Genomic DNA, 19,788 nt, shown 5'->3' with positions numbered 1-19,788 from the left:
AAAGAATGATCAGACACTGTGTTTTCGTCAGATTCCGCAACGATGTTGCCGACGCCGAGCGCGCGGCAATCCACGCCGATCTCGAAGCGTTGCGGACGGTGATCGACGGCATGGGCAAGGTCGAATTCAGCGCCAATGCCAGCCCGGAACCCTTCGCCCGCGGCTTCACACACGGCTTCACCATCGACTTCCGCAACGCAGCGGCACGCGATGCCTATCTCGAGCATGAAGCGCATCAGCGAGCCGGCGCAAGACTGGTCGCGGCGCTCGAAGGCGGCACCGACGGGCTGATGGTCTTTGACCTGGAGATCGCCTGACTATCCCATTCTCAGTGCAACGACGCCGGCGACGATGCTAAGCACCGCGGCACCTCGCCATGCCGTCATCTTCTCGCCGAGCGCGAACACCGAGATCATCATGGCGAACAGGATCGATGTTTCGCGCAGCGACGCCACCGAGGCGATCGGCGCCTTGGTCATCGCCCACATCACGATCCAGTAGGCGCCGCCGCTGAGCACGCCGGTATAGATTCCTGCCTTCCAGTCGCGCGCCAGCACCGGCAGCGCCTGTGGGCCGCGAAAGACTACGCACAGCACCAGCGCCCACAGCGCATCGCAGACGAACAGCCAGGCCGCATAGCTCGATGCGGTGGCGGCCAGCCGCGCGCCGCTGCCGTCGGACAGCGTATAGCTGGCGATGAAGATCGATGTGCCCAGCGCGAAGCCGACGGCGCGCAGGTTCAATTTCTCCAGATGCGCGCCGCCGCGAAACGACAGCACCAGCGTGCCCGCCGACAGCAAGAGGATGCCGACGATGGCGAGCGGCGCCGGCATCTCGGCAACGACGACAATGCCCCCCAAAGCGGCTAGCAACGGCGCGGTGCCGCGCGCCAGAGGATAGGTCTGGGCGAAATCGCCGGCCTTGTAGGCGCCGATCAGGAACGTCCTGTAGCCCATGTGGAAAACAACCGAGGCGAGGATGTACGGCCACACTTCCGGCTTCGGCACCTCGACAAAGGGCAACGTCACCAGCGCCGCGGCACCCATGCCGAGCGTCATCAGCGTGATCGACAGGAAACGGTCGAGATGGACCTTGACCAGCGCGTTCCAGATCGCATGCATGGAAGCGGCCGCGAGCACCGCGAAAAAGACAAACAGGCTCATCGGCGGTTCATCCGCCGCCGGTGACGATCGGCGTCTCCAGGTCGATATCCACCCAGAGCGGAAAATGGTCGGAGGCGATTTGGCCGATATCGGCGCTGACCGAGCGCACGCGCCCCGCAAACATGCCGCCGACGAAGCAATGGTCGAGCCGGCGCTTTGCGATCCTGCCGTCGATGGTCTTCACATGGGTATGGAAATCCGACGTCGGTTCGCTGGCGACGGCGGCGGCATCGACAAGACCGTCGAGATAGGCGGCACCGCGATGATAGGGCGTGCTGCCGACGATGCGCCGGTACTCGGCGCTGCCCGGCTCCATGTTGAAGTCGCCCATCCAGATCGCCGCCAAGGGGTTTTCGGGCTCCTGTTCGCCATTGCTCCAGTTGCGCGCCGGCTCGTCATCGGCGCCGCTCCACGGGCCGCCTTCGGACGGGGCGCGGCGATGCTCGGCGAGCAAATAGTCGATCTGCTCCAGCCGCTCCTCGGCCGCGATATGCGCCAGATGCAACGACAGCACCCGCACCGGACCGGCGGGGGTGCGGACCATGCATTCGAGTGCCGCGTTGCGGGTGTTGAGCGGCCGCAGCGTGCGCCTGAGCGGCAGCGTATGCAGCCGCGACCAGACGATCGGCAGCTTCGACAGAACCATGGTGCCGAATTGCCGCCGCCGGTTGGCGACGCGGCCGTCACGCCGCTCGCTGGCATCCATGTCGAAGGCCGGGCCATAGGCCCAATAATAGTCGGGCAGCAATTGCGAAAGAAGTTCCGGCTGGTCGTCCTCATTGCTGCGCCGCCAGTGCCGTTCCACCTCCTGCAAGGCGATAATGTCGGCACCGGCCACGACCTTGGCGCAACGCGCCAGATCGTAGCGGCCGTCGCTGCCGAAGCCGTACTGGATGTTATAGCTGACCAGCTTCATTGCTTATCCGGCTCAATTTCTTGCTGGCAGTAGCCGTTCGCTGGATTGGTTGCAATGTGCAGCCGGACAGAGGCAGCTTGGGCCAGATGCTAATGCTTGTCGCCCAAAAGTGCGCAGCGGTTTTGGGATAACGACATGCATAAAGACAAAAACTTAAAGCGCGTCGCAAGAGGCTGTTCAATCGCGACGCGCTTTAAGTGGTTAGCGGCTGGAACCGACCGGGCGGGGATGCTGCCAGTTCCGACCAGTCGATCTCTTCCTCGAGGCGGTGGTAGGCTTCGTCGCCGATCGTTCCGTCGATGCGCAAACGCTCCAGCGCATCGCGCTGGCTCTTGATGGCATATAGACGCAATCTGTCATACTCGGTCGCCGCCTGGGCATCCTCCGGGTTTTCGGCGATGGCGCGCTGGGCGGCATATTGCTCTCGCACCGCCCCTGCCGCGCTGGATGTCTTACCGCTGAGCACGTCCAGCGCCGCCTGCATGATGGCGACGCGCGCCTGCGCCACCTCCCGGTCGACCGTCCGGTCGAGGTCGAGATTGAGCAGAAGCAGCAACGGTTTCAGGCTGACGCCTTGCAGCACCAATGTGCCGAGCACGACCGTGAAAGCGGCGAGCACGATCGGATCACGGCCCGGAAAGTCGGCCGGCAGGGCGAAGGCTGCCGCAAGCGTCACCAGGCCGCGCATGCCGCACCAGCCGATGAGCACGCCGCCGCGGAATGTCGGTGCGTCCTTCCGCCTGTCTTCGTCGCCCAGACGTGCCAGCGCTCTGAGGATCGCGCCGCAGCCCAGCACCCAGACGAGCCGCGATACGATGACGACGGCCAGCACGGCCAGGGCAAAGACGAACGCCTCGCTTTGCCCTTGCTCCGCAAGTCGGCCGACGATCGATCGCGCTTGCAGGCCCATCAGGACGAAGGCCAGGACATTGAGCACGAACACTGCCGTCTCCCAGACCGAGTAGGAGCTGACACGATTCCTTGCTGGCATGCGGCGCGGCGACGTACGTGCGATCGTCATGGCATAGACGACGATCGTGATGATGGCGGAAAGCCCTATCCTGTCGGCCAGGATCCAGACGCCGAAGGTTGAGGCGAATTGCACCACGGTGCCGCTCGCCGGGTCCTCGATGCGGCCGAGTATGGCGAGAGACAACCGGCCGAGCACATAGCCTGCGGCAAGGCTGCCGACCGTCGACAGCAGGATCATCGGTACGGCGCTGCTCAACAGGATGGAGCCCGCGGCTGCGGAAACCGACATCCTGTAGATCAGCAGCGCCGTGGCGTCGTTGAGCAGGCTCTCGCCTTCCAGGATGGCGGTGATGCGGTGCGGCACCTTGAACTGTCCGAGCACGGCCGCGGCTGCCACGGCATCGGGCGGCGCCACGATCGCGCCAAGCGCTATGGCGGCGGCGATGGGCAGGCCTGCCATCGTCCAGCCGACCAGCGCGACCGTCACCGTGGTGAAGATGACGGCGCCCAGCGCCAGCAGGATGAGCGAAACCTTGTAGCGGTTGAGATCGCGCAGCGACGTGTCATAGGCCGCGTCGAGCAGAACCGGCGCGATGAACAGAGCGAGCGCCAGCTCCGGGTCAATCTCGATGGTCGGTGCAAATGGCAGGAAGGCGATGCCGGCGCCGGCCAGCGCCAGCAATGAAGGATAGGGAATCTGCAGACGCCGCGACAGCGCGGTCAGAGCGACCGCGATGAGAAGCAGGACAAGGGTGAGTTCAAAAAGCGCCATGCCCTATCGTAGCGGCGAAGCCGGGCGATTGGCACTGCAAAAACGCCGACGGCGTTGGCTGCTGGTGAATGGTGAATGGTGAATGGTGAATGGTGAATGGTGAATGGTGAATGGTGAATGGTTGCTTGCAGAGTAATTTCGGCGCGTAAAGTGCCCTCTTACTATTCACTATTCACTATTCACTATTTCCTAATGCAGCACGAGCATGTCGCCCGACGAGAACGAAATCTCGGCCTTTTCGCCGACGGCTGGCGGCGGTGTGGCCGGGCTGTTGAACGTGTCGAGCGAGACCGTGCTGCCGCCGATGCCGACGCGCACCCGGATGACCGAGCCGAGGAAATGCACCTCGGCGATTTCGCCCGAAAGGCTTGAATCGCGGCCGGGCTGGCGGCCGAGCGAGATCGCCTCGGGCCGCAGCGCCAGCGACAGCGTGTCGCCAGACTTCGAGCCGTTGAGCTTGCCCTTGAGCGAGACCTCTTGCGAGTTGACGCGCACCTTGCCCGATGCCGCGTCGGTGACCGTGCCTTCGAGCACGTTCAGCGTACCGACGAAATTGGCGACGAATTTGGATGCCGGCCGGTTGTAGATCTCGAACGGCGTGCCGACCTGTTCGGCCTTGCCGCCATGCATGACAGCAATGCGGTCGGAGATCGACAGCGCCTCTTCCTGGTCATGGGTGACGAAGATGGTGGTAATGCCGAGCTTCTTCTGGATCGAGCGGATTTCCTCGCGCAGTGATACGCGCACCTTGGCGTCGAGCGCCGACAGCGGCTCATCGAGCAGCAACAGCTTCGGCTTCGGCGCAATCGCCCGCGCCAGCGCGATGCGCTGCTGCTGGCCGCCGGAAAGCTGGTAGGGATAGCGGTCGCCCATCTGCGGCAGCTTGATGATGTCGAGCATTTCGGCAACGCGCCTGTCGGCATCGGCCTTCGGCATGCCGGCGACCTTCAGCCCGAAGCCGATATTCTGCGCCACGGTGAGGTTCGGAAACAGCGCATAGGCCTGGAACACCATGCCGACATTGCGCTGGTTGGGCTTGAGCCGGGTGATGTCCTTGCCGGCCACGACGATCTTGCCGGCGGACGGCTCCTCGAAACCGGCGACCATCCGCAGCACCGTCGTCTTGCCGCAGCCCGATGGCCCAAGGAAAGAGACGAATTCGCCCGGCTCGACGTCGAGGTTGAAATCCTGCACCACGGTGATGGGGCCGAAGGATTTTCGCACATGCTGGATTGAGAGGAATGGCTCGGTCATGGCTTTTTCCTTCGGGTCAGTTCGGACGGTTCGCCGATCGCGGCGCGAAACGCGACAGGATCTGGATCAGCGACATGCAGCCCCAGGTGATGGCGAAGGCGATGATGGCAAGCGCCGCCGGCTCATAGGCGCGGTTGGCGCCGACGTTCTGCAGATAGGGTCCGAAGGCAGGCCGGTTGAGCAGGCTGGCCATGGTGAATTCACCGATGACGATGGCAAAGGTCAGGAAGGCGCCGGACAGCACCGCGATCAGTACGTTGGGCAGGATGACCCGGGTGATGATCGTGCCCCAGCCGGCGCCGAGGATCTGCGCCGCCTCGGTTAGTGTCCGCACGTCGATAGTGCGAAGCCCGGTGTCGACGGCGCGATACATATAGGGCAGCGCCAGTGTCGCATAACCGATGACCAGCAAGGCGTTGGCTCCTGTCTCGCTGGCCAGGAACGGCAGCGGTGAATTCGACCCGTACATTCTGATGTAGCCGAAGACGATGACGATGGCCGGGATGACCAGCGGCAACAGCGTGATGAACTCGACGACGGGCCTGAGCTGCGGCAGCCGCAGGCGAATCCAGTACGCCGCCGGCACCACCACCAGCACGCCAAGGACGATGGTGAAGATGGCGGCGACCACCGAATAGATGAAGGTCGCCTGGAAGCGGGGATCGCCGAGCACGACCTGATAGGCATCGAAGGAATAGGCGCCGCGCCGCATGCGCATGGAGAATTCCACGGTCGCGATAAGCGGAATGAAGAAATAGGCCGCGCCCAGCGCGAAGACGATCCAGGCCCAGAATCTGCCGGACTTCATTTGAGCCACCTCTCAGAGCGGGTCCGGAACCAGATGTAGAAGACATTGGCCAGCCCGGTGATGACGATCATGCCGAAGGCGATGGCGTAGCCGAGATGGGCATTGTGCAGCACGTCACCGCGGATCTGCGCGTAGAGCAGGATAGGGACAATGTTAAGCGAGGAGCCGGTCAGAGCGTAAGCGGTGGCGATGGCACCGAAGGCGTTGGCGAACAAGAGGATGACGGTGCCGAGGAAGCTTGGCCAGATCACCGGAATGACGACCATGCGCCAGAACTGCGCCTGGGTCGCGCCAAGCGTTGCCGCCGCTTCGCCCCATTCCTTTTTCAGCCCATCGATCGCCGGCACGATGATCACCACCATCAGCGGAATCTGGAAATAGACATAGGTCAGCGTCAGGCCCCAGAACGACAGGATGTTGAAACCATGGGCATAAATGTTGAAGCCGACCAAGACGTTGAGCAGCACCGTGGCGAGCCCGAGCCGGCCGAGCGTCGCGAGAAAGGCGAAGGCCAGCGGCACGCCGGCAAAATTGGAAGCCACGCCGGAGAAGGTCAGTGTCGCCGAGCGTATCCACTCCGGCAGCCCGCCGCGCACGATGGCGATGGCAATGGCAAGCCCCGCGAAAGCACCGATCAGCGACGAGGCGAGGCTGACCTTGATCGAGATCCAGTAGGCGGCGACGATCGACGGCTGCGCCAAGGCCACTATGTTCTCGAAGGTGAATTCACCGGCATCGTTCCGGAATGCGCCCAGCATCAGATAGAGCGTCGGCAAGATCAGGAACATGACGGCGAAGATGAAGAAAGGCGCAACGCCAAGCCATTGCGTCGGCAGCCTCATGCTGCGGGCGTCGGCAGGAGGCGCGGTCTTCCCGGCAACAGCGTGATCGGACAACGAGATATCGGTCATGCGCCGGCTACCGTCCTGGAGGTATGCCGGGCGGCGATCTAAGCCGCCCGGCTGGTCTCAAGTCTTACTTGACGTTGGCGCCGACGACGGCATCCCAGTTCTTGGTGATGGCTTCCTTGGCCTTGCCCTGCTCGTCGAGCGTCGGGAACACCGCGGCTGCATAGGACTCGGCCGGCGGCAGCTTGGCCATCACGTCAGCCGGGAGCTTGCCGTTCTTGGCGAGGTCGTTGAAGCGGATCGGGTGACAATAGCCCTTCAGCCAGCCGATCTGGCCTTCGTCGGAATAGAGATATTCCAGCCATAGCTTGGCAGCATTCGGGTGCGGCGCGTAGGCGCTGATCGCCTGGACATAGACGCCGGCGACGACGCCGGTCTTCGGCACGACGACGTCGACCGGCGGATTGCCCTTCAGCGTATCGCGGCCGGCAAGCGCGTTATAATCCCAGGTCACCAGGATCGGCGTCTGGCCTTGCGCAAGCGTCGCGGGCTTGCCGATGACCGGCACGAAATTGCCGGCGGCGTTGAGCTTCTTGAAGAAGTCGAGACCAGCCGTGCCGGCAGCTTCGCCGGCAGCCGCACCGCCGGAAAGGCCGGCGGCATAGACGGCCTGGATGGCCTGGTTCGAAGCGCGCGGGTCACCGGCGAGCGCCACGGTATTGGCGAACCCCGGCTTCAGCAAGTCGGCCCAGTCGGCCGGCGCTTCCTTGACCAGGTCCTTGTTCACCAGGAACGAAAGCACGCCGTAATAGTCGCCGGTCCAAAAGCCTTCGGGATCCTTGGCGCTGTCCGGGATCGAGTCCCAGGTTGATACTTTATAAGCCTGGATCAGGCCATCCTTCTTTGCCGTCGGGCCGAAGCTCAGGCCGACGTCGATGACGTCGGGCGCCTGCGGGCCCTTGTTGTCCTTGTTGGCCTTGATCGCCTCCACCTCGTCGCCGGAGCCGGCATCGGGGTTGAGCTCGTTGACAGTGATCCCCGGATATTTTGCCTTGAAGCCGTCGATGACGGCGCCATAGCCGCACCAGTCATGCGGCAGCGCGATGGTGGTGAGCTGGCCTTCTGCCTTGGCTGCGGCGACCAGTTCATCCATGGACTGGGCCGACGAGATGGCAGAGGTCGCCATCAGGGCGACGGCCGAAAGGGAAAGCAGTTTTCCCGTGAATTTGAACATGTGTTCTCTCCGTTGAACTGACGCCGTTGGACGCCTGCGATGCGGTATCGTTTTCGTGTGACAGCCAGATGAAAGCTTTGTGAAACCGGCGCCCCGCAGTACGAAAAAGTAAACTCTTTTTAACCGGCTGTAGCAATCGCTACGCCGTTATTTTTCCGGCTAACTAGTTTCGGCCTTGCCTTTCATCCTTCCCCCTTTCTTCGCCTCTTTTCCCAAGTCGATTTCCGATGCCTCAGACGGCGCCGGCGATGGCGTTTTCGAGCAGCGTCAGCGCCGCCTTCTTGGTCAGCTTGACCGGGTTGCCGCCGGCGGTCGGGTCGACCACCGCCATGTCGGCGATCAGGCCCTTGCGCTTCTTGTCCATGTCGAGCCCCTTGATCAGGCCGGGTAGTGCGTGCGGAACCTTGAGCTCCTTGCGCAGCTTGACAACAGCCTTGGCAAAACCGTCGAAGCCGCCCTTGATGCCGCAATAGGCGGCGAGCCGGGCTATGCGCGGCTCGATCGCCTCGCGGTTGAAGGCCAGCACGTAGGGCATGAACACCGCGTTGGTCATACCGTGGTGGGTGTCGTAGAGCGCACCGATCGGATGCGACAGCGAATGAATCGCGCCAAGCCCTTTCTGGAAGGCGGCGGCGCCCATGGCGGCGGCGCTCATCATGTTGGCGCGGGCGACCAGATCCTTGCCGTTGGCATAGGCTTTCGGCAGGTTTTCGAAGACCAGCCTGATGCCTTCCACCGCGATGCCGTCTGCCATCGGGTGATAGCCCGGCGCGCAATAGGCTTCGAGACAATGGGCAAGCGCATCCATGCCGGTGCCGGCGGTGATGAAGCCGGGCATGCCGACCGACAGTTCCGGATCGGCAATGACGATCGCCGGCAAAAGTTTCGGATGGAAGATGACCTTCTTGGTATGGGTCGCTTCGTTGGTGATGACGCCGGCGCGGCCGACTTCCGAGCCGGTGCCGGCCGTGGTCGGCACGGCGATGATCGGCGCGATCGCATCGGCATCGGCGCGTGTCCACCAGTCGCCGACATCCTCGAAATCCCAGACCGGACGTGTCTGCCCGGCCTGGAAGGCGATCAGCTTGCCGAGGTCGAGCGCCGAGCCGCCGCCAAAGGCGATGACGCCGTCATGCTTGCCCTTCTTGAACACGGCAATGCCGGCGGTCAGGTTGGAATCCACCGGGTTCGGCTTGACCTCCGAAAACACGCCATACGGCACCTTGGCGTCGTCGAGGATCTTCAGCGTCGAGGCCACCACCGGCAGCTTGGCCAGTCCCGGGTCAGTGACGAACAGCGGCCGCTTGATGCCGGTCGCCGCCAGCACCTCCGGCAGCTCCTTGATGCGCCCGGCGCCGAAGCGGACGGTCGTCGGGTAATTCCATTTGGAAACGAGTTTTGTCATTTCGACCTTCTTGACTGCTTTCATGCTCTCGGATGTCGTTAATTCACAAAGGTATTGGCCACACGGTCTGACCGCATCATGTACGGAATCCAGATGGCTGCGGCCCAGACGGAACGGTAAATTCCGCGCATCGTTTCCCTGTCGAACGCATCAGCCAAGGTTGGAAAGGTCTCGGGAAAAACCAGATGCGCGGCCCACGGGTCGAGGATGGCATATACCGGCATCGCGACTGCCCAAATCATGTACCAGCCGGGGAATATCTCCCAGCGCTTGAACATGAAGAACAATAACAGGGCCGGGGCTGTAAGGCTTAGAACGCCTGCTATCACCAGTTCGGCAACGAGCAGCGCACTTTGAGAAAAACTGAAGGCCTGCCAGTCGAAGCCGAGATAGTCGACACCAAACATTTGCATCAGCCCCACTATCGGCGTGAGCATCAACCCGAGCATCGGCAGGACAAGCCATCCGCCGATACCCTCGGAACCCTCACGTTCTTGCGGCGCCGATTGTTGCGTATCCACCATTACTCCCCCTCAACAGCGATCGCATGCTTGTCGATCGCCACCTTAGATCACCTCGCGCAGATGGTATGATTTCGGCCTGGTCAGATTGTCGTAGCCGATGGCCGACAGTGCCGCGCCCTTGCCAGTGTCCTTGACGCCGGTCCAGACCAGCGCCGGGTCGAGATAGTCGCAGCGGTTCATGAACACGGTGCCGGTCTCGACGCGATCGCCGATCGCCGCCGCATGGTCGGTGTCGCGCGTCCAGATCGAGGCCGTCAGCCCATAAGGGCTGTCGTTCATCAGCGCAATCGCTTCCTCGTCGTTGCGCACCTTCATGATGCCGACGATCGGGCCAAAACTTTCCTCGCGCATGACGCTCATCTGGTGGTCGACCTGGGTCAGCACTTCCGGCGCCAGATAGGGCGAACCTTGCCTGTCGTTGGCCACCTTCATATCGATATGTGCCCTGGCGCCCTTGCGCAGCGCCTCGGCCTTCTGCTCGCGGATCAGGTCGGCGAAGCGCGCCTGCGCCATCGGCCCCATGGTGGTCGCCTGGTCGAGTGGATTGCCGACGATGTAGTTCCTGGTCTCGGCAATGAAGCCTTCGACGAATTCGTCGTAGACCTTCTCGTGGACATAGACGCGCTCGATGCCGCAGCAGCACTGGCCGGAATTGAAGAAGGCGCCGTCGACCAGATTGGCAACGGCATGGTCCATCTTGGCGTCGGGCAGCACATAGGCGGGATCCTTGCCGCCGAGTTCGAGGCCGAGCGTCATGAAGGTGCCCGCCGCCGCCTTTTCGATGGCGCGGCCGCCGGCGACCGAGCCGGTAAAGTTGACATGGTCGATCTTGCCGGAGCCGAGCAGCCTTTCGGTCTGCGCGTGGTTCATGATGAGGTTCTGGAACAGGCCCTTGGACAGGCCGGCTCTGTCGAACGCCTGCTGAAACCGTTCGCCGACCAACAATGTCTGCGCCGCGTGCTTGAGGATGACGGCGCTGCCCGCCATCAGCGCCGGCACGATGGTGTTGACGGCGGTGAGATAGGGATAGTTCCACGGTGCGATCACCATGACCACGCCGAGTGGCACCTTCTTCACATAACGGCGAAAGCCGTCCTTCGGGTTGGAGGCCATGACCGGCTTCAGTGCCGCCTCGGCGATCTCGACCATGTAGCTGACGCGTTCCCTGACGCCGCCGAACTCACCGCCATAGCGCACCGGCCTGCCCATCTGCCAGGCGATCTCCGGCACGATCTCGTCGGTCATGGCGACCAGCGCTTCCAGCATGGCAAGCATGTACTTGCCGCGCTCGACGACCGGCGTCTCAGCCCACTTCTCCTGCGCCGCCTTGGCACGTTCGACCGCGGCACCGATCGCCTGGTCCGTCGCCAGAGGCCGTTCGGCATAGATCGAATCGTCGATGGGGGATTTTATCTTGACCGTTTCGGTCATGCCTTGGGTCCTCGCATTCTACAATAATTCTCGTTGGTCACGCCGCCCCTCATCCGCCTGCCGGCACCTTTCCGCCTATAGTGACGGAGAAGGGACAAGCTCCAGCGCTGGCGACCCCCTCTCCCCGTTCTTCACGAGAGGGTAAAGGTGAGGGGCGGGCGGCGCCGACATTGCCAGGCCATTCAATACCGCTCGAACCCCCTGTGCAGTTCCCAGTCTGTAATCCGGCGGTCGTATTCGAACTGTTCCCAGTGTGCCGTGTGGACATAATGTTCCAGCACATCGTCGCCGAGCGCCTGCCTCAGCATTTTCGATTCCGCCAGCGTCGCGGTGGCGTCGCGCAATGTCTTTGGAATTTCAGGCAGCTGCGAGGCCTGGTAGGCGTCGCCGACGAACGGCTTCTGCAGCTCAAGCTTTTCATCGATGCCGGCAAGCCCGGCCGCGATCAGCGCGGCGAAAGCCAGATAGGGGTTCAAATCGGCGCCGCCGATGCGGCATTCCATGCGGATGCCCTTGGTGCCCTCGCCGCAAAGACGGAAGCCTGCGGTACGGTTGTCCTCGCTCCACATGATCTTGGTCGGCGCAAAGGTGCCGGCTTGGAAGCGCTTGTAGGAGTTGATGTAGGGCGCCAGGAACCAGGTGAATTCCTTGGCATATTTGAGCTGGCCCGCGGCCCATTGCTGGCCGAGCGTCGACAGCGTCCACTCGGCATTTTTGTCGTAGAACAATGGCGTCTTGCCGTCGGCGCTCCACAGCGAATTGTGGATGTGGCTGGAATTGCCGGCGAGCCCGTAATTATACTTGGCCATGAACGAGATCGCCTTGCCTTCGGACTCGGCGATTTCCTTGGCGCCGTTCTTCAGGATGACGTGGCGGTCGGCCATGTCGAGCGCCTCGGCGTAGCGCACATTGATCTCTTCCTGGCCTGGCCCCCACTCGCCCTTCGAATTCTCGATCGGGATGCCGGCCGCCTCCATCTCGTTGCGCAGCCGGCGCATGACGCCTTCTTCCTTGGTGGTGATGCCGATCTGGTAGTCGCCGATGTAGGGCGATGCCGTCTCGAGACCCTGCCAGTGCTTCTTGCGGGCGGAATCATAGGTTTCGCTGAACAGATAGAATTCGAGCTCGGAAGCGAAATAGCCGATATAGCCGCGTTCCTGCAGCCGCTTGACCTGCTTCTTCAGCATGGCGCGCGGCGAATGCGCTAGGTCGTCATGAGTATGGTGGTCGAGCACGTCGCAGATCACCAGCGCCGTCTTCTCCAGCCACGGGACGCGCCGTAGCGTCGCAAGGTCCGGCTTCATGACGAAATCGCCATAACCCTTCGACCAGCTCGCCGCCTTGTAGCCCGGCACCGGTTCCATATCGATGTCGGCGGCCAAGAGATAGTTGCAGCCATGCGTCTCGTCATGCGCGGAATCGACGAAATAGCGGGCCAGGAACCGCTTTCCCGCGAGCCGCCCCTGCATATCGACGATGCAGGCCAGCACCGTGTCGACCTCGCCGCTGGAGACCGCTTGCTTCAACTGATCGAACGAGAAATTTCCGGCCATTCCTTTGGCACTCCAGCGCTTGTCGTTTTGAAAAGGGAACGAAAACCATGGCCGGCGCGATGCCGGCCATGGTCGTGAGGGAGCGTCAGGCGCCAGCTTCGCCGACGGCTATCTCGGCTGCCTTGATCGCCGCCTGGCGCTTTGCGATCTGGTCGCCAATAGGCGGACCCTGGAAGCGGCGGGCTTCGAAACCGAACCAAAGCACCGCGGTCAGTACAATGAAGCCCAGCGTGATATAGAGCACTTTATCGTTCGGCGGCTGGATGGCGATGTAGAAGATGATCGCCATGCCGATGACCGACAGGATGCAAAACAGCTTGAACAGGCCGGCGCCGAGATTCCACGGGCCGGGATGCGGCCATTTCTCCGTTCCGAAAGCCATCATGCCGAGCACGATCGGAATGATGAAGGACAGAAACAGGAACACCAATGTCGAATTGACGACGATGGTATAGATGTTCGTGCCGCCGACCGAGATGAACTGGGCAAGAAAGACATAGATGATCTCGAGGACCGCAGCCGTCCAAATCGCATTGACCGGCGTGCGCCAGGCCGGGCTGACCTTGGCGAGCGAGGCCGAGCCGACCGGCATGCCGCCGTCACGCGAGAAGGCGAACAGCATGCGCGAGGCGGAAGTGACCGTTGCAAGGCCGCAAAGGAATTGAGCGATCAGGATGCCTAGATAGAGCAGTGTCTTCAGCCATGCCGGCAAGATGGCGTCCATCGTCGCGAAGAACACGCTCCAGCCTTGCTTGGCGCCGGCCGCCAGATCCGGGATCGCCAGTACGATCGCGCACAGCATCACCCAGCCGATCAGCGACGACCAGAGCACCGACGAAACGATCGCCCGCGGAACCGAGTGCGCCGCCCTCAACGTTTCTTCCGAAGTATGCGCCGAGGCGTCATAGCCGGTGATGGTGTAAACTGGCAGCAGCAGGCAGAGCAGGAAGAGATAAGTCATGGAATCGGACTGCGGGAAAACGCCGCCGCCCGCATCGCCCGAATAGTTCGTGAACGTCCACAGCCGGCTGATGTCGATCGCTGGAGCAAACATCAGGCAAGCGACGATCAGCACCGCCGTCGTTGCCAGGATCAGGAAGCCGGAGGCGTCCGTCAGCATCGCCGTCAATTTGATGCCGAAATGGTTGAGCAGCGCCTGCAGCACGGTGATGAAGGCGACAAACCCGACGATCTCGCCAGGCGTACCGGTCATGCCGAAGGCTCCGCCGAACGTGCCGACGAAGAAGAAAGCGGTACCGATGTTGATGGCGCCGAGCACGGTGATCAGGCCGAGCAGGTTGAGCCACGCGGTGAGCCAGCCGGTGAAACGATTGCCGAGGATCGACGCCCAGTGATAAAGGCCGCCGGCGGTCGGAAATGCAGAGGCGATCTGGGCCATGGCGAGCGCGAAAAATCCTGAAACCATGCACCCGACGATCCAGCCGATGCCAGCGCCCGCGCCACCGATCGACGACGTCGCCTGCGCGAAGGAATTGATGCCGCCCGAGAGAATGCAGATGATCGAGAACGAGATCGCGAAATTCGAGAAGCGGCTCATGCTTCGCGATAGTTCCTGGGCATACCCCATTCCGTGGAGAACTTTCAGGTCCTCCTTCTTGTCAACTTCGCTGTAACCCGGTGCTACCATTTTGAAGTCCCCTTTTGGTTTCTTAGCTGGCCGATTGAACTGACTTTCCGACTGCGCTTGGTCTGGAGGCCTTGGCCGCTTCGGGCTCCAGATTGAGAAAAATACCCGCGAGCAGATCCGCCCATTTCCGCTGCCCGGCTGCGCCGGAAATCTCATCGTTGCGGATTTCGATCATCGCGCAGGGCAGCCCGCGCGCGCGAGCATGGCGTTCCAGTGTGAAATAGACGCGGTCGGCCGGCGAATAGGGTTCATTGACGCCGACGGTGATGCCGGCAAGCTGCTGCAGCGCCGCGATCAGCGGCGCCGCCAGCCGGCGGTCCTCGTCATGGATGATGCCGATGTGCCAGGGCCGGCTGCTGCCCTTGTAGACCGGTGTGAAGGAATGGATCGAGACCAGTCTGGTTTCTCGCCCGGCCGCCTGGCGTTCGTCGATGATCGTCGCGATCCGGTCGTGGAACGGCTGCCAAGCCAGCGCGATGCGCGCCTGCCGCTGGTCGGAGGAAAGCCCCTGGTTGGCCGGGATCACGGTTTTTTCGCTGGCGCTGACCGTCACTATCAGGTCCGGCGCATCGAGCGGCCGGTTGCAGTCGATCACGAGCCGCGAGACGCAGGTCTCGACCAGCGTCGCATCGAGCGCCTCGGCCATGCGGCGCGCCACCGGCAAGGCGCCGGGATCCCAGGCGATGTGGCGAGAAAGCTCGTCGGCGGCAAGGCCGAGCGTTCCGAATTCCGGCGGCAGGAAATTGGAGGCGTGATCGCAGGTCAGCACGAAAGGGCTTGATCCGCCGGGGTTCGTCACCCTTACGGTTTCAGGCGATGCAAGGCTGGCGGGCCGTGCTGTCTCCATTGTCTGCTGTCCCCAGGGAGCGCTGTATCGTATGTTACGTATTTTGCCTCATTGCGTCCCTGCGGATGATTTCATACAGTTTGCCCGGCTTTGTCAAACGCGATTTCGATAACGCGGTAACGGCCCGGCCAGGGTGGGGAAAAACATGGTTTCCAGCATTGCCGAACTGATCTCCGACCGCATCGGCACCATGCCGGCCGGCGAGCGGCGCGCAGCGCAAACGCTGATCGCCAGCTATCCGCTGATCGGACTGAAGACGGTCGCCGAATTCTCGACCACGGCCGGCGTATCGTCGCCGACGATCCTGCGTTTCGTCGCCCGGCTCGGCTTCCAGAATTATCCGGAATTCCAGTCGGCGCTGCAGGATGAGCTGGCGGCGCAATTGCAGTCGCCGGCGTCACGGACGCTCAATCCGCCGTCGCCGGGCAGCAGTGCCGTGTCGCCGATGCTGGAGGCGACGCTGGACAATATGCGCGAGACCTTCCGGCACCTTTCGGACAAGCAGCTTGCCGACATTGTCGCCAAGCTGGCCGACCGGCGCGGCAAGACATTCCTGATCGGTGGCCGCTTCACCGACCCTCTGGCGCGCTACATGGCCGCCCACCTCGCTATCATCCAACCCAACGTCTTCCATCTCGCCGGCCAGGAAAGCGTCTGGCGCGACCGGCTGATCGACATGGGCAAGCGCGACGTGCTGGTGATCTTCGACATCAGGCGCTACCAGGACAGCCTGGTCCGTTTCGCCGAGACCGCCAACCAGCGCGGCGTGCAGATAGTGCTGTTTACCGACCAGTGGCTGTCGCCGATCGCCCGCTTCGCCCGTCACGTCATCGCCGGGCGCACTGCCGTGCCTTCGGCCTGGGACTCATCCGCCGCACTTTTCGTCGTTGCCGAAACGCTGATCGGCGCCGTCACAAGGCAGCTCGAGGCCGACGGCGCCAAACGCATCCGCGAACTGGAAAGCCTGCGGTAGCGCAGGTTTTCGGAATGGCACCCTCCTGGCCGTGCCTAGTCAACCAAAAAACTGACCATCTGCAGGATCAGGATCAGCAAAAAAATGCCAAAGACAGACGCAAAGACCGCTGCCAGCAGGACCGTGCGTTGTTTCTTACCCATAGCTTTCGCCTTGAAAGCATAGTCCACGTCCACGAATACGAACGTCAGTCTCGCCCCACTGCTCGGCCACCCTCCCGACTCCTCAAGACCCGCCTGCGGCTTGGGCGGAGGAGTAATGACGACTGGTTCACACGCGAAATGAACAGCTTACAAAGGTGCTCGCTAACGGGGATGGCCGCATCATTCATCCGACCCATGTCACGGCCGAATGAACACCTTGCATTTCGGACTTAACCATTCAGTCGCTGAGCGTGCCTTCGCCCCAGCTACTTTACCCATGGCAAGCATGATCGAAGTTCGGCTAGCCTTGTCGATGCGAGGCCGCTCCTTGAACCACCCGTCAAACAGCGGTGAACTGCGCGGAGGAATTCGATGAGCTATCTGGACGAGCTGTTCACAGTCTCCGGCAAGACGGCGCTGGTCACCGGCGCCGCGACCGGCATCGGCCGCATGGCGGCGACCGCTTTGGTCAAGGCCGGCGCCACCGTGATGATTGCCTCGCGCAAGGGCGAGGATTGCGTCAGGGTTGCCGGCGAACTGAACGGGCTTGGCGCCTCCGGTCGGGCTGAGGGTTTCGCCGCCGACGTCGCCAGCGAGGCCGGCATCGCGGCGCTCGTTGCCGAGGTCAGGGCGAGGACCGAGCGGCTGCATATCCTGGTCAACAATGCCGGCATCTCCTGGGGCGCACCGCTGGAAAGCTTTCCCTACCATGCCTGGGCCAAGGTGTTCGGCGTCAACGTTACCGCGGTCTTCCACCTGACGCGCGAATTGCTGCCTCTGCTCGAAGCCGCCGCCAGCGATGCCGACCCGGCACGGGTGATCAATCTCGGATCGGTCATGGGCACGCAGCCGTTGGCCGAAGATGCCTACTCCTACTCGGCCTCGAAGGCCGCGGTTCACCACCTGACGCGCATCCTGGCGATCGAGCTTGCCGGCCGCCGCATCACCGTCAACGCCTTTGCGCCCGGCCCTTTCCAGAGCCGGATGACGGCCTTCGCGACCGGCACCGAGGACCAGGCAAGACATGTCGGCAACCACGTTCCGATCGGCCGCGTCGGCGCACCGGATGACATTGCCGGCGCAACGCTCTATTTGTGCAGCCGTGCCGGCAGCTATGTCACCGGCGCCATCCTGCCGATCGATGGCGGGCAGTCGGTGCAACACGGGCTGACATTGTTCAAGGAATGAGACGCACGCCATCCGGCGAGTGAAATGCCGGGGGTGAAGATGGAGGACATCAGCGTGGAACCGATCAGTCTCGATGTGCTTCTGGCCAATGTCGGCAAGGAAGTCGGCGTGTCGCCATGGCGTGTCGTCACCCAGCGCATGATCGACCAGTTCGCCGATGCCACCGACGACCATCAGTTCATCCATTGCGATCCGGAACGCGCCAGCCGCGAGACGCCGTTCGGCGGCACCATCGCGCACGGCTTCCTGTCGCTTTCGCTGTTGTCGGCGATGACCTTCGAAACCATGCCGCCGCTGGAAAACAGCAAGATGGGCGTCAATCACGGCTTCGATTCGCTGCGCTTCCTGGCGCCGGTGAAGACCGGCTCGCGCATCCGCACCCGCTTCGTGCTGGCCGACGTCAAGGTCAGGCCGTCGGGCTGGGTGCAGACGGCGCACGACGTGACGATCGAGATCGAGGGCTCGAAAAAGCCGGCGCTGACGGCGCGCTGGCTGACCCTGACGCTGATCGAACGCCAGCCAGAAGCGGTTTGACTGTTCGTCAGGCGGAGAAGCCCAAATCTATCCGGCGCAAATCTATCTGTGCCAAATCTATTTGGCTTCGGCCGCGACGTACTTCATGTGACGACTGACCTGCAGCGCAATGTTGCCGGGTTACATCGTTTTGTGACAGTCAAGCTTCTGCTTCGTGCCACCCTTGCCCGATGCCGTACAGCGTATATATGCTGCATCCAGCCATCAGTCATAAGGCAGTAGAAAGTTGCAGCTAAGCGTCCAGGAGCGCCGCGAAAAACAAAAGGCCGAACTGCGTTCCGAACTTGTCGATGCCGCGCACAAGCTTGTCCAGGAAGAAGGCTATGACGGCCTCACCATCCGCAAGCTTGCCAAGCGCGTCGGCTACGCGCCGATGTCGGTCTATTCCTATTTCGCCGACAAGCAGGACATCCTGTTCGCGCTGGCCGAGGATGCGTTCGAGACCTTGGCCAGGCGCATCGCAAATCATACGGCCGACGACCCGATCGAGGCGCTCAAGGCGGTGCTTGTCGAATACGCCGCCTTCGGGCTGGAAAATCCCAACGAATACCGCACCGTCTTCATGACCGAAAAAGTCCGGCCGCCAGCCGGCAAGACCTTCGCCGAAATGGAGAGCGGCAACCCGGCGATGAAAGTGCTGATCGAGAGGGTCGAAGCCTGCGTTGCCGTCGGCAGGCTCAGAGGCGATCCACGCGCCATCGCCACCATGCTGTGGGCAGTTGGCCACGGCGCCATCTCGCTGCTGATCACCTTCCCGTTCTACCCGTTCGGCGACCAGACGACGTTCATCACACGGATCGGCGACATCATGCTCGAAGCCATCGCCGCGCACGAGATCGCGCCGCTCACGCCGCCGGTCAACTGCTGAAGAGCAGCGCTTCTCCCGATCTGTAGGATCTTCTGCGGACGATCCGCGCCCCGGCGCCGAGCGTCCGGCAATTCCTGCGCTCAACTTCTCCGTACATGTACGATTTTGCTTGAACTCCCTAAGTCCCGGGCGTATCTGTACGCAGTGCCGTACATGTACGAATCCAATAACTGGAGGCGGAGACAGACGATGAAGAAGACAATCCTCACGCTCGCCGCCCTGCTGGCGCTCTCTGGCGCCGCATTTGCCGGCAGCAGTCAGCCAGCCAAGCAGGAAGCGGCCTGCGTCGACACCAAGGCCGATGTGAAGCTCGATTGCGCGCCGACCGGATCGCTTGAAAACGCCGATGCCGCGACCCACAAGGCCGGCAGCAAAGGCCCGAGGCTCGGCATCGGCATCGACCCCTGGATCGTGCCAAGCAGCTTCTGAGCAATTTGAGCGGCATGAAGATGAGGAGCGGCAGGATATCCTGATTGCCCGTCTTCGTGGCTGGTCGATGCCGGCACCGAAATGGGCGCCGTCGGCGTAGCTGCCGATCTTCGGCCGCAAGAGCGGAGATGTAAGGCAGACCGGCTCTCAAGGCTTGGGTTCCTCGCCCACCGCGAAGCGGGGGAGAGGTGGGCGCGACGCGGCCCGAGAGGGGGCGGAGGTGAGCGCGGGTCGCCGCTCCCTGGGGGGGGGCGGGCGCCCCCACCAACCCCCAAGAC

The 19,788-nt window shown here is 62.6% G+C and carries 20 protein-coding genes; 6 read left to right on the top strand and 14 right to left on the bottom strand.

What is annotated here, in order from left to right; genetic code table 11:
* The first annotated feature begins 5 nt into the window (after positions 1-5).
* Positions 6-317 carry a Dabb family protein gene (locus NKI19_RS00100; protein ID WP_352488713.1) on the top strand — a complete coding sequence of 104 codons (312 nt, stop codon included), beginning with the start codon at positions 6-8 and terminating at the stop codon, positions 315-317.
* Here the strand turns inward: NKI19_RS00100 and NKI19_RS00095 are convergent, their stop codons facing one another.
* The 13 genes from NKI19_RS00095 to NKI19_RS00035 form a co-directional block, all read right to left on the bottom strand.
* The gene (locus NKI19_RS00095; protein WP_352465875.1) at positions 318-1,163 is read right to left on the bottom strand and encodes an EamA family transporter; all 846 of its coding nucleotides are present in this window, start codon (positions 1,161-1,163) and stop codon (positions 318-320) included.
* A 7-nt stretch (positions 1,164-1,170) separates the two neighbouring features.
* Positions 1,171-2,079 (bottom strand): endonuclease/exonuclease/phosphatase family protein, encoded by a 909-nt coding sequence (locus NKI19_RS00090; protein ID WP_352488712.1) that lies wholly within the window; start codon positions 2,077-2,079, stop codon positions 1,171-1,173.
* A gap of 193 nt (positions 2,080-2,272) precedes the next feature.
* Entirely contained in the window at positions 2,273-3,823 is a 1,551-nt protein-coding gene (locus NKI19_RS00085) for a cation:proton antiporter (protein ID WP_352564875.1), read from the bottom strand.
* A 189-nt stretch (positions 3,824-4,012) separates the two neighbouring features.
* On the bottom strand, positions 4,013-5,077 hold the full coding sequence (locus NKI19_RS00080; protein ID WP_352488710.1) for an ABC transporter ATP-binding protein: 1,065 nt from the start codon (positions 5,075-5,077) through the stop codon (positions 4,013-4,015).
* A gap of 16 nt (positions 5,078-5,093) precedes the next feature.
* Positions 5,094-5,885, bottom strand: coding sequence for an ABC transporter permease (locus NKI19_RS00075; RefSeq protein ID WP_023675357.1), 792 nt, complete (start codon positions 5,883-5,885; stop codon positions 5,094-5,096).
* The gene (locus tag NKI19_RS00070; RefSeq protein WP_352488709.1) at positions 5,882-6,796 is read right to left on the bottom strand and encodes an ABC transporter permease; all 915 of its coding nucleotides are present in this window, start codon (positions 6,794-6,796) and stop codon (positions 5,882-5,884) included. Before NKI19_RS00070 ends, NKI19_RS00075 begins: the two co-directional genes overlap by 4 nt.
* A gap of 64 nt (positions 6,797-6,860) precedes the next feature.
* Positions 6,861-7,967, bottom strand: a complete 1,107-nt coding sequence (locus NKI19_RS00065) for an ABC transporter substrate-binding protein (protein ID WP_352488708.1) — start codon at positions 7,965-7,967, stop codon at positions 6,861-6,863.
* A gap of 232 nt (positions 7,968-8,199) precedes the next feature.
* Positions 8,200-9,372, bottom strand: a complete 1,173-nt coding sequence (locus NKI19_RS00060) for an iron-containing alcohol dehydrogenase (protein WP_352488707.1) — start codon at positions 9,370-9,372, stop codon at positions 8,200-8,202.
* Between the two features lie 38 nt (positions 9,373-9,410).
* The gene (locus NKI19_RS00055) at positions 9,411-9,896 is read right to left on the bottom strand and encodes a DUF2569 domain-containing protein (protein WP_352488706.1); all 486 of its coding nucleotides are present in this window, start codon (positions 9,894-9,896) and stop codon (positions 9,411-9,413) included.
* Between the two features lie 42 nt (positions 9,897-9,938).
* A complete protein-coding gene (locus NKI19_RS00050; protein WP_352564874.1) occupies positions 9,939-11,327 on the bottom strand; it encodes an aldehyde dehydrogenase family protein in 1,389 nt (462 codons plus the stop codon).
* A 182-nt stretch (positions 11,328-11,509) separates the two neighbouring features.
* Entirely contained in the window at positions 11,510-12,880 is a 1,371-nt protein-coding gene (locus NKI19_RS00045) for a glutamine synthetase family protein (protein WP_352488704.1), read from the bottom strand.
* Positions 12,881-12,965: 85 nt separating this feature from the next.
* Positions 12,966-14,528 (bottom strand): amino acid permease, encoded by a 1,563-nt coding sequence (locus NKI19_RS00040; protein ID WP_352488703.1) that lies wholly within the window; start codon positions 14,526-14,528, stop codon positions 12,966-12,968.
* A 22-nt stretch (positions 14,529-14,550) separates the two neighbouring features.
* Entirely contained in the window at positions 14,551-15,375 is an 825-nt protein-coding gene (locus NKI19_RS00035) for an N-formylglutamate amidohydrolase (RefSeq protein WP_352488702.1), read from the bottom strand.
* A 145-nt stretch (positions 15,376-15,520) separates the two neighbouring features.
* On the opposite strand from NKI19_RS00035, the gene NKI19_RS00030 reads away from it, so the two are divergent.
* Positions 15,521-16,348 carry a MurR/RpiR family transcriptional regulator gene (locus NKI19_RS00030; RefSeq protein ID WP_352488701.1) on the top strand — a complete coding sequence of 276 codons (828 nt, stop codon included), beginning with the start codon at positions 15,521-15,523 and terminating at the stop codon, positions 16,346-16,348.
* 35 nt (positions 16,349-16,383) lie between these two features.
* On the opposite strand, the gene NKI19_RS00025 is transcribed toward NKI19_RS00030, so the two are convergent.
* On the bottom strand, positions 16,384-16,524 hold the full coding sequence (locus NKI19_RS00025) for a hypothetical protein (RefSeq protein ID WP_352488700.1): 141 nt from the start codon (positions 16,522-16,524) through the stop codon (positions 16,384-16,386).
* A 339-nt stretch (positions 16,525-16,863) separates the two neighbouring features.
* Here NKI19_RS00025 and NKI19_RS00020 point away from each other — a divergent pair, with 339 nt between their 5' ends.
* The 4 genes from NKI19_RS00020 to NKI19_RS00005 all read left to right on the top strand — a co-directional run bounded on the left by NKI19_RS00020 (position 16,864) and on the right by NKI19_RS00005 (position 19,510).
* Positions 16,864-17,679: an SDR family oxidoreductase gene (locus tag NKI19_RS00020; protein WP_352488699.1), complete on the top strand. Its 816-nt coding sequence runs from the start codon at positions 16,864-16,866 to the stop codon at positions 17,677-17,679.
* 39 nt (positions 17,680-17,718) lie between these two features.
* On the top strand, positions 17,719-18,213 hold the full coding sequence (locus NKI19_RS00015) for a MaoC family dehydratase (protein WP_031211357.1): 495 nt from the start codon (positions 17,719-17,721) through the stop codon (positions 18,211-18,213).
* Positions 18,214-18,439: 226 nt separating this feature from the next.
* On the top strand, positions 18,440-19,081 hold the full coding sequence (locus tag NKI19_RS00010; protein WP_352488698.1) for a TetR/AcrR family transcriptional regulator: 642 nt from the start codon (positions 18,440-18,442) through the stop codon (positions 19,079-19,081).
* Between the two features lie 189 nt (positions 19,082-19,270).
* Positions 19,271-19,510, top strand: coding sequence for a DUF680 domain-containing protein (locus NKI19_RS00005; protein ID WP_352488697.1), 240 nt, complete (start codon positions 19,271-19,273; stop codon positions 19,508-19,510).
* The last annotated feature ends 278 nt before the right edge of the window (positions 19,511-19,788 follow it).

Origin of the sequence: Mesorhizobium sp. M0751 (assembly GCF_040320265.1) — a bacterium.
GTDB lineage: Bacteria > Pseudomonadota > Alphaproteobacteria > Rhizobiales > Rhizobiaceae > Mesorhizobium.
Note: the sequence above shows the minus strand (reverse complement) of the source record. Positions and strands in the feature narration are given on the sequence as shown.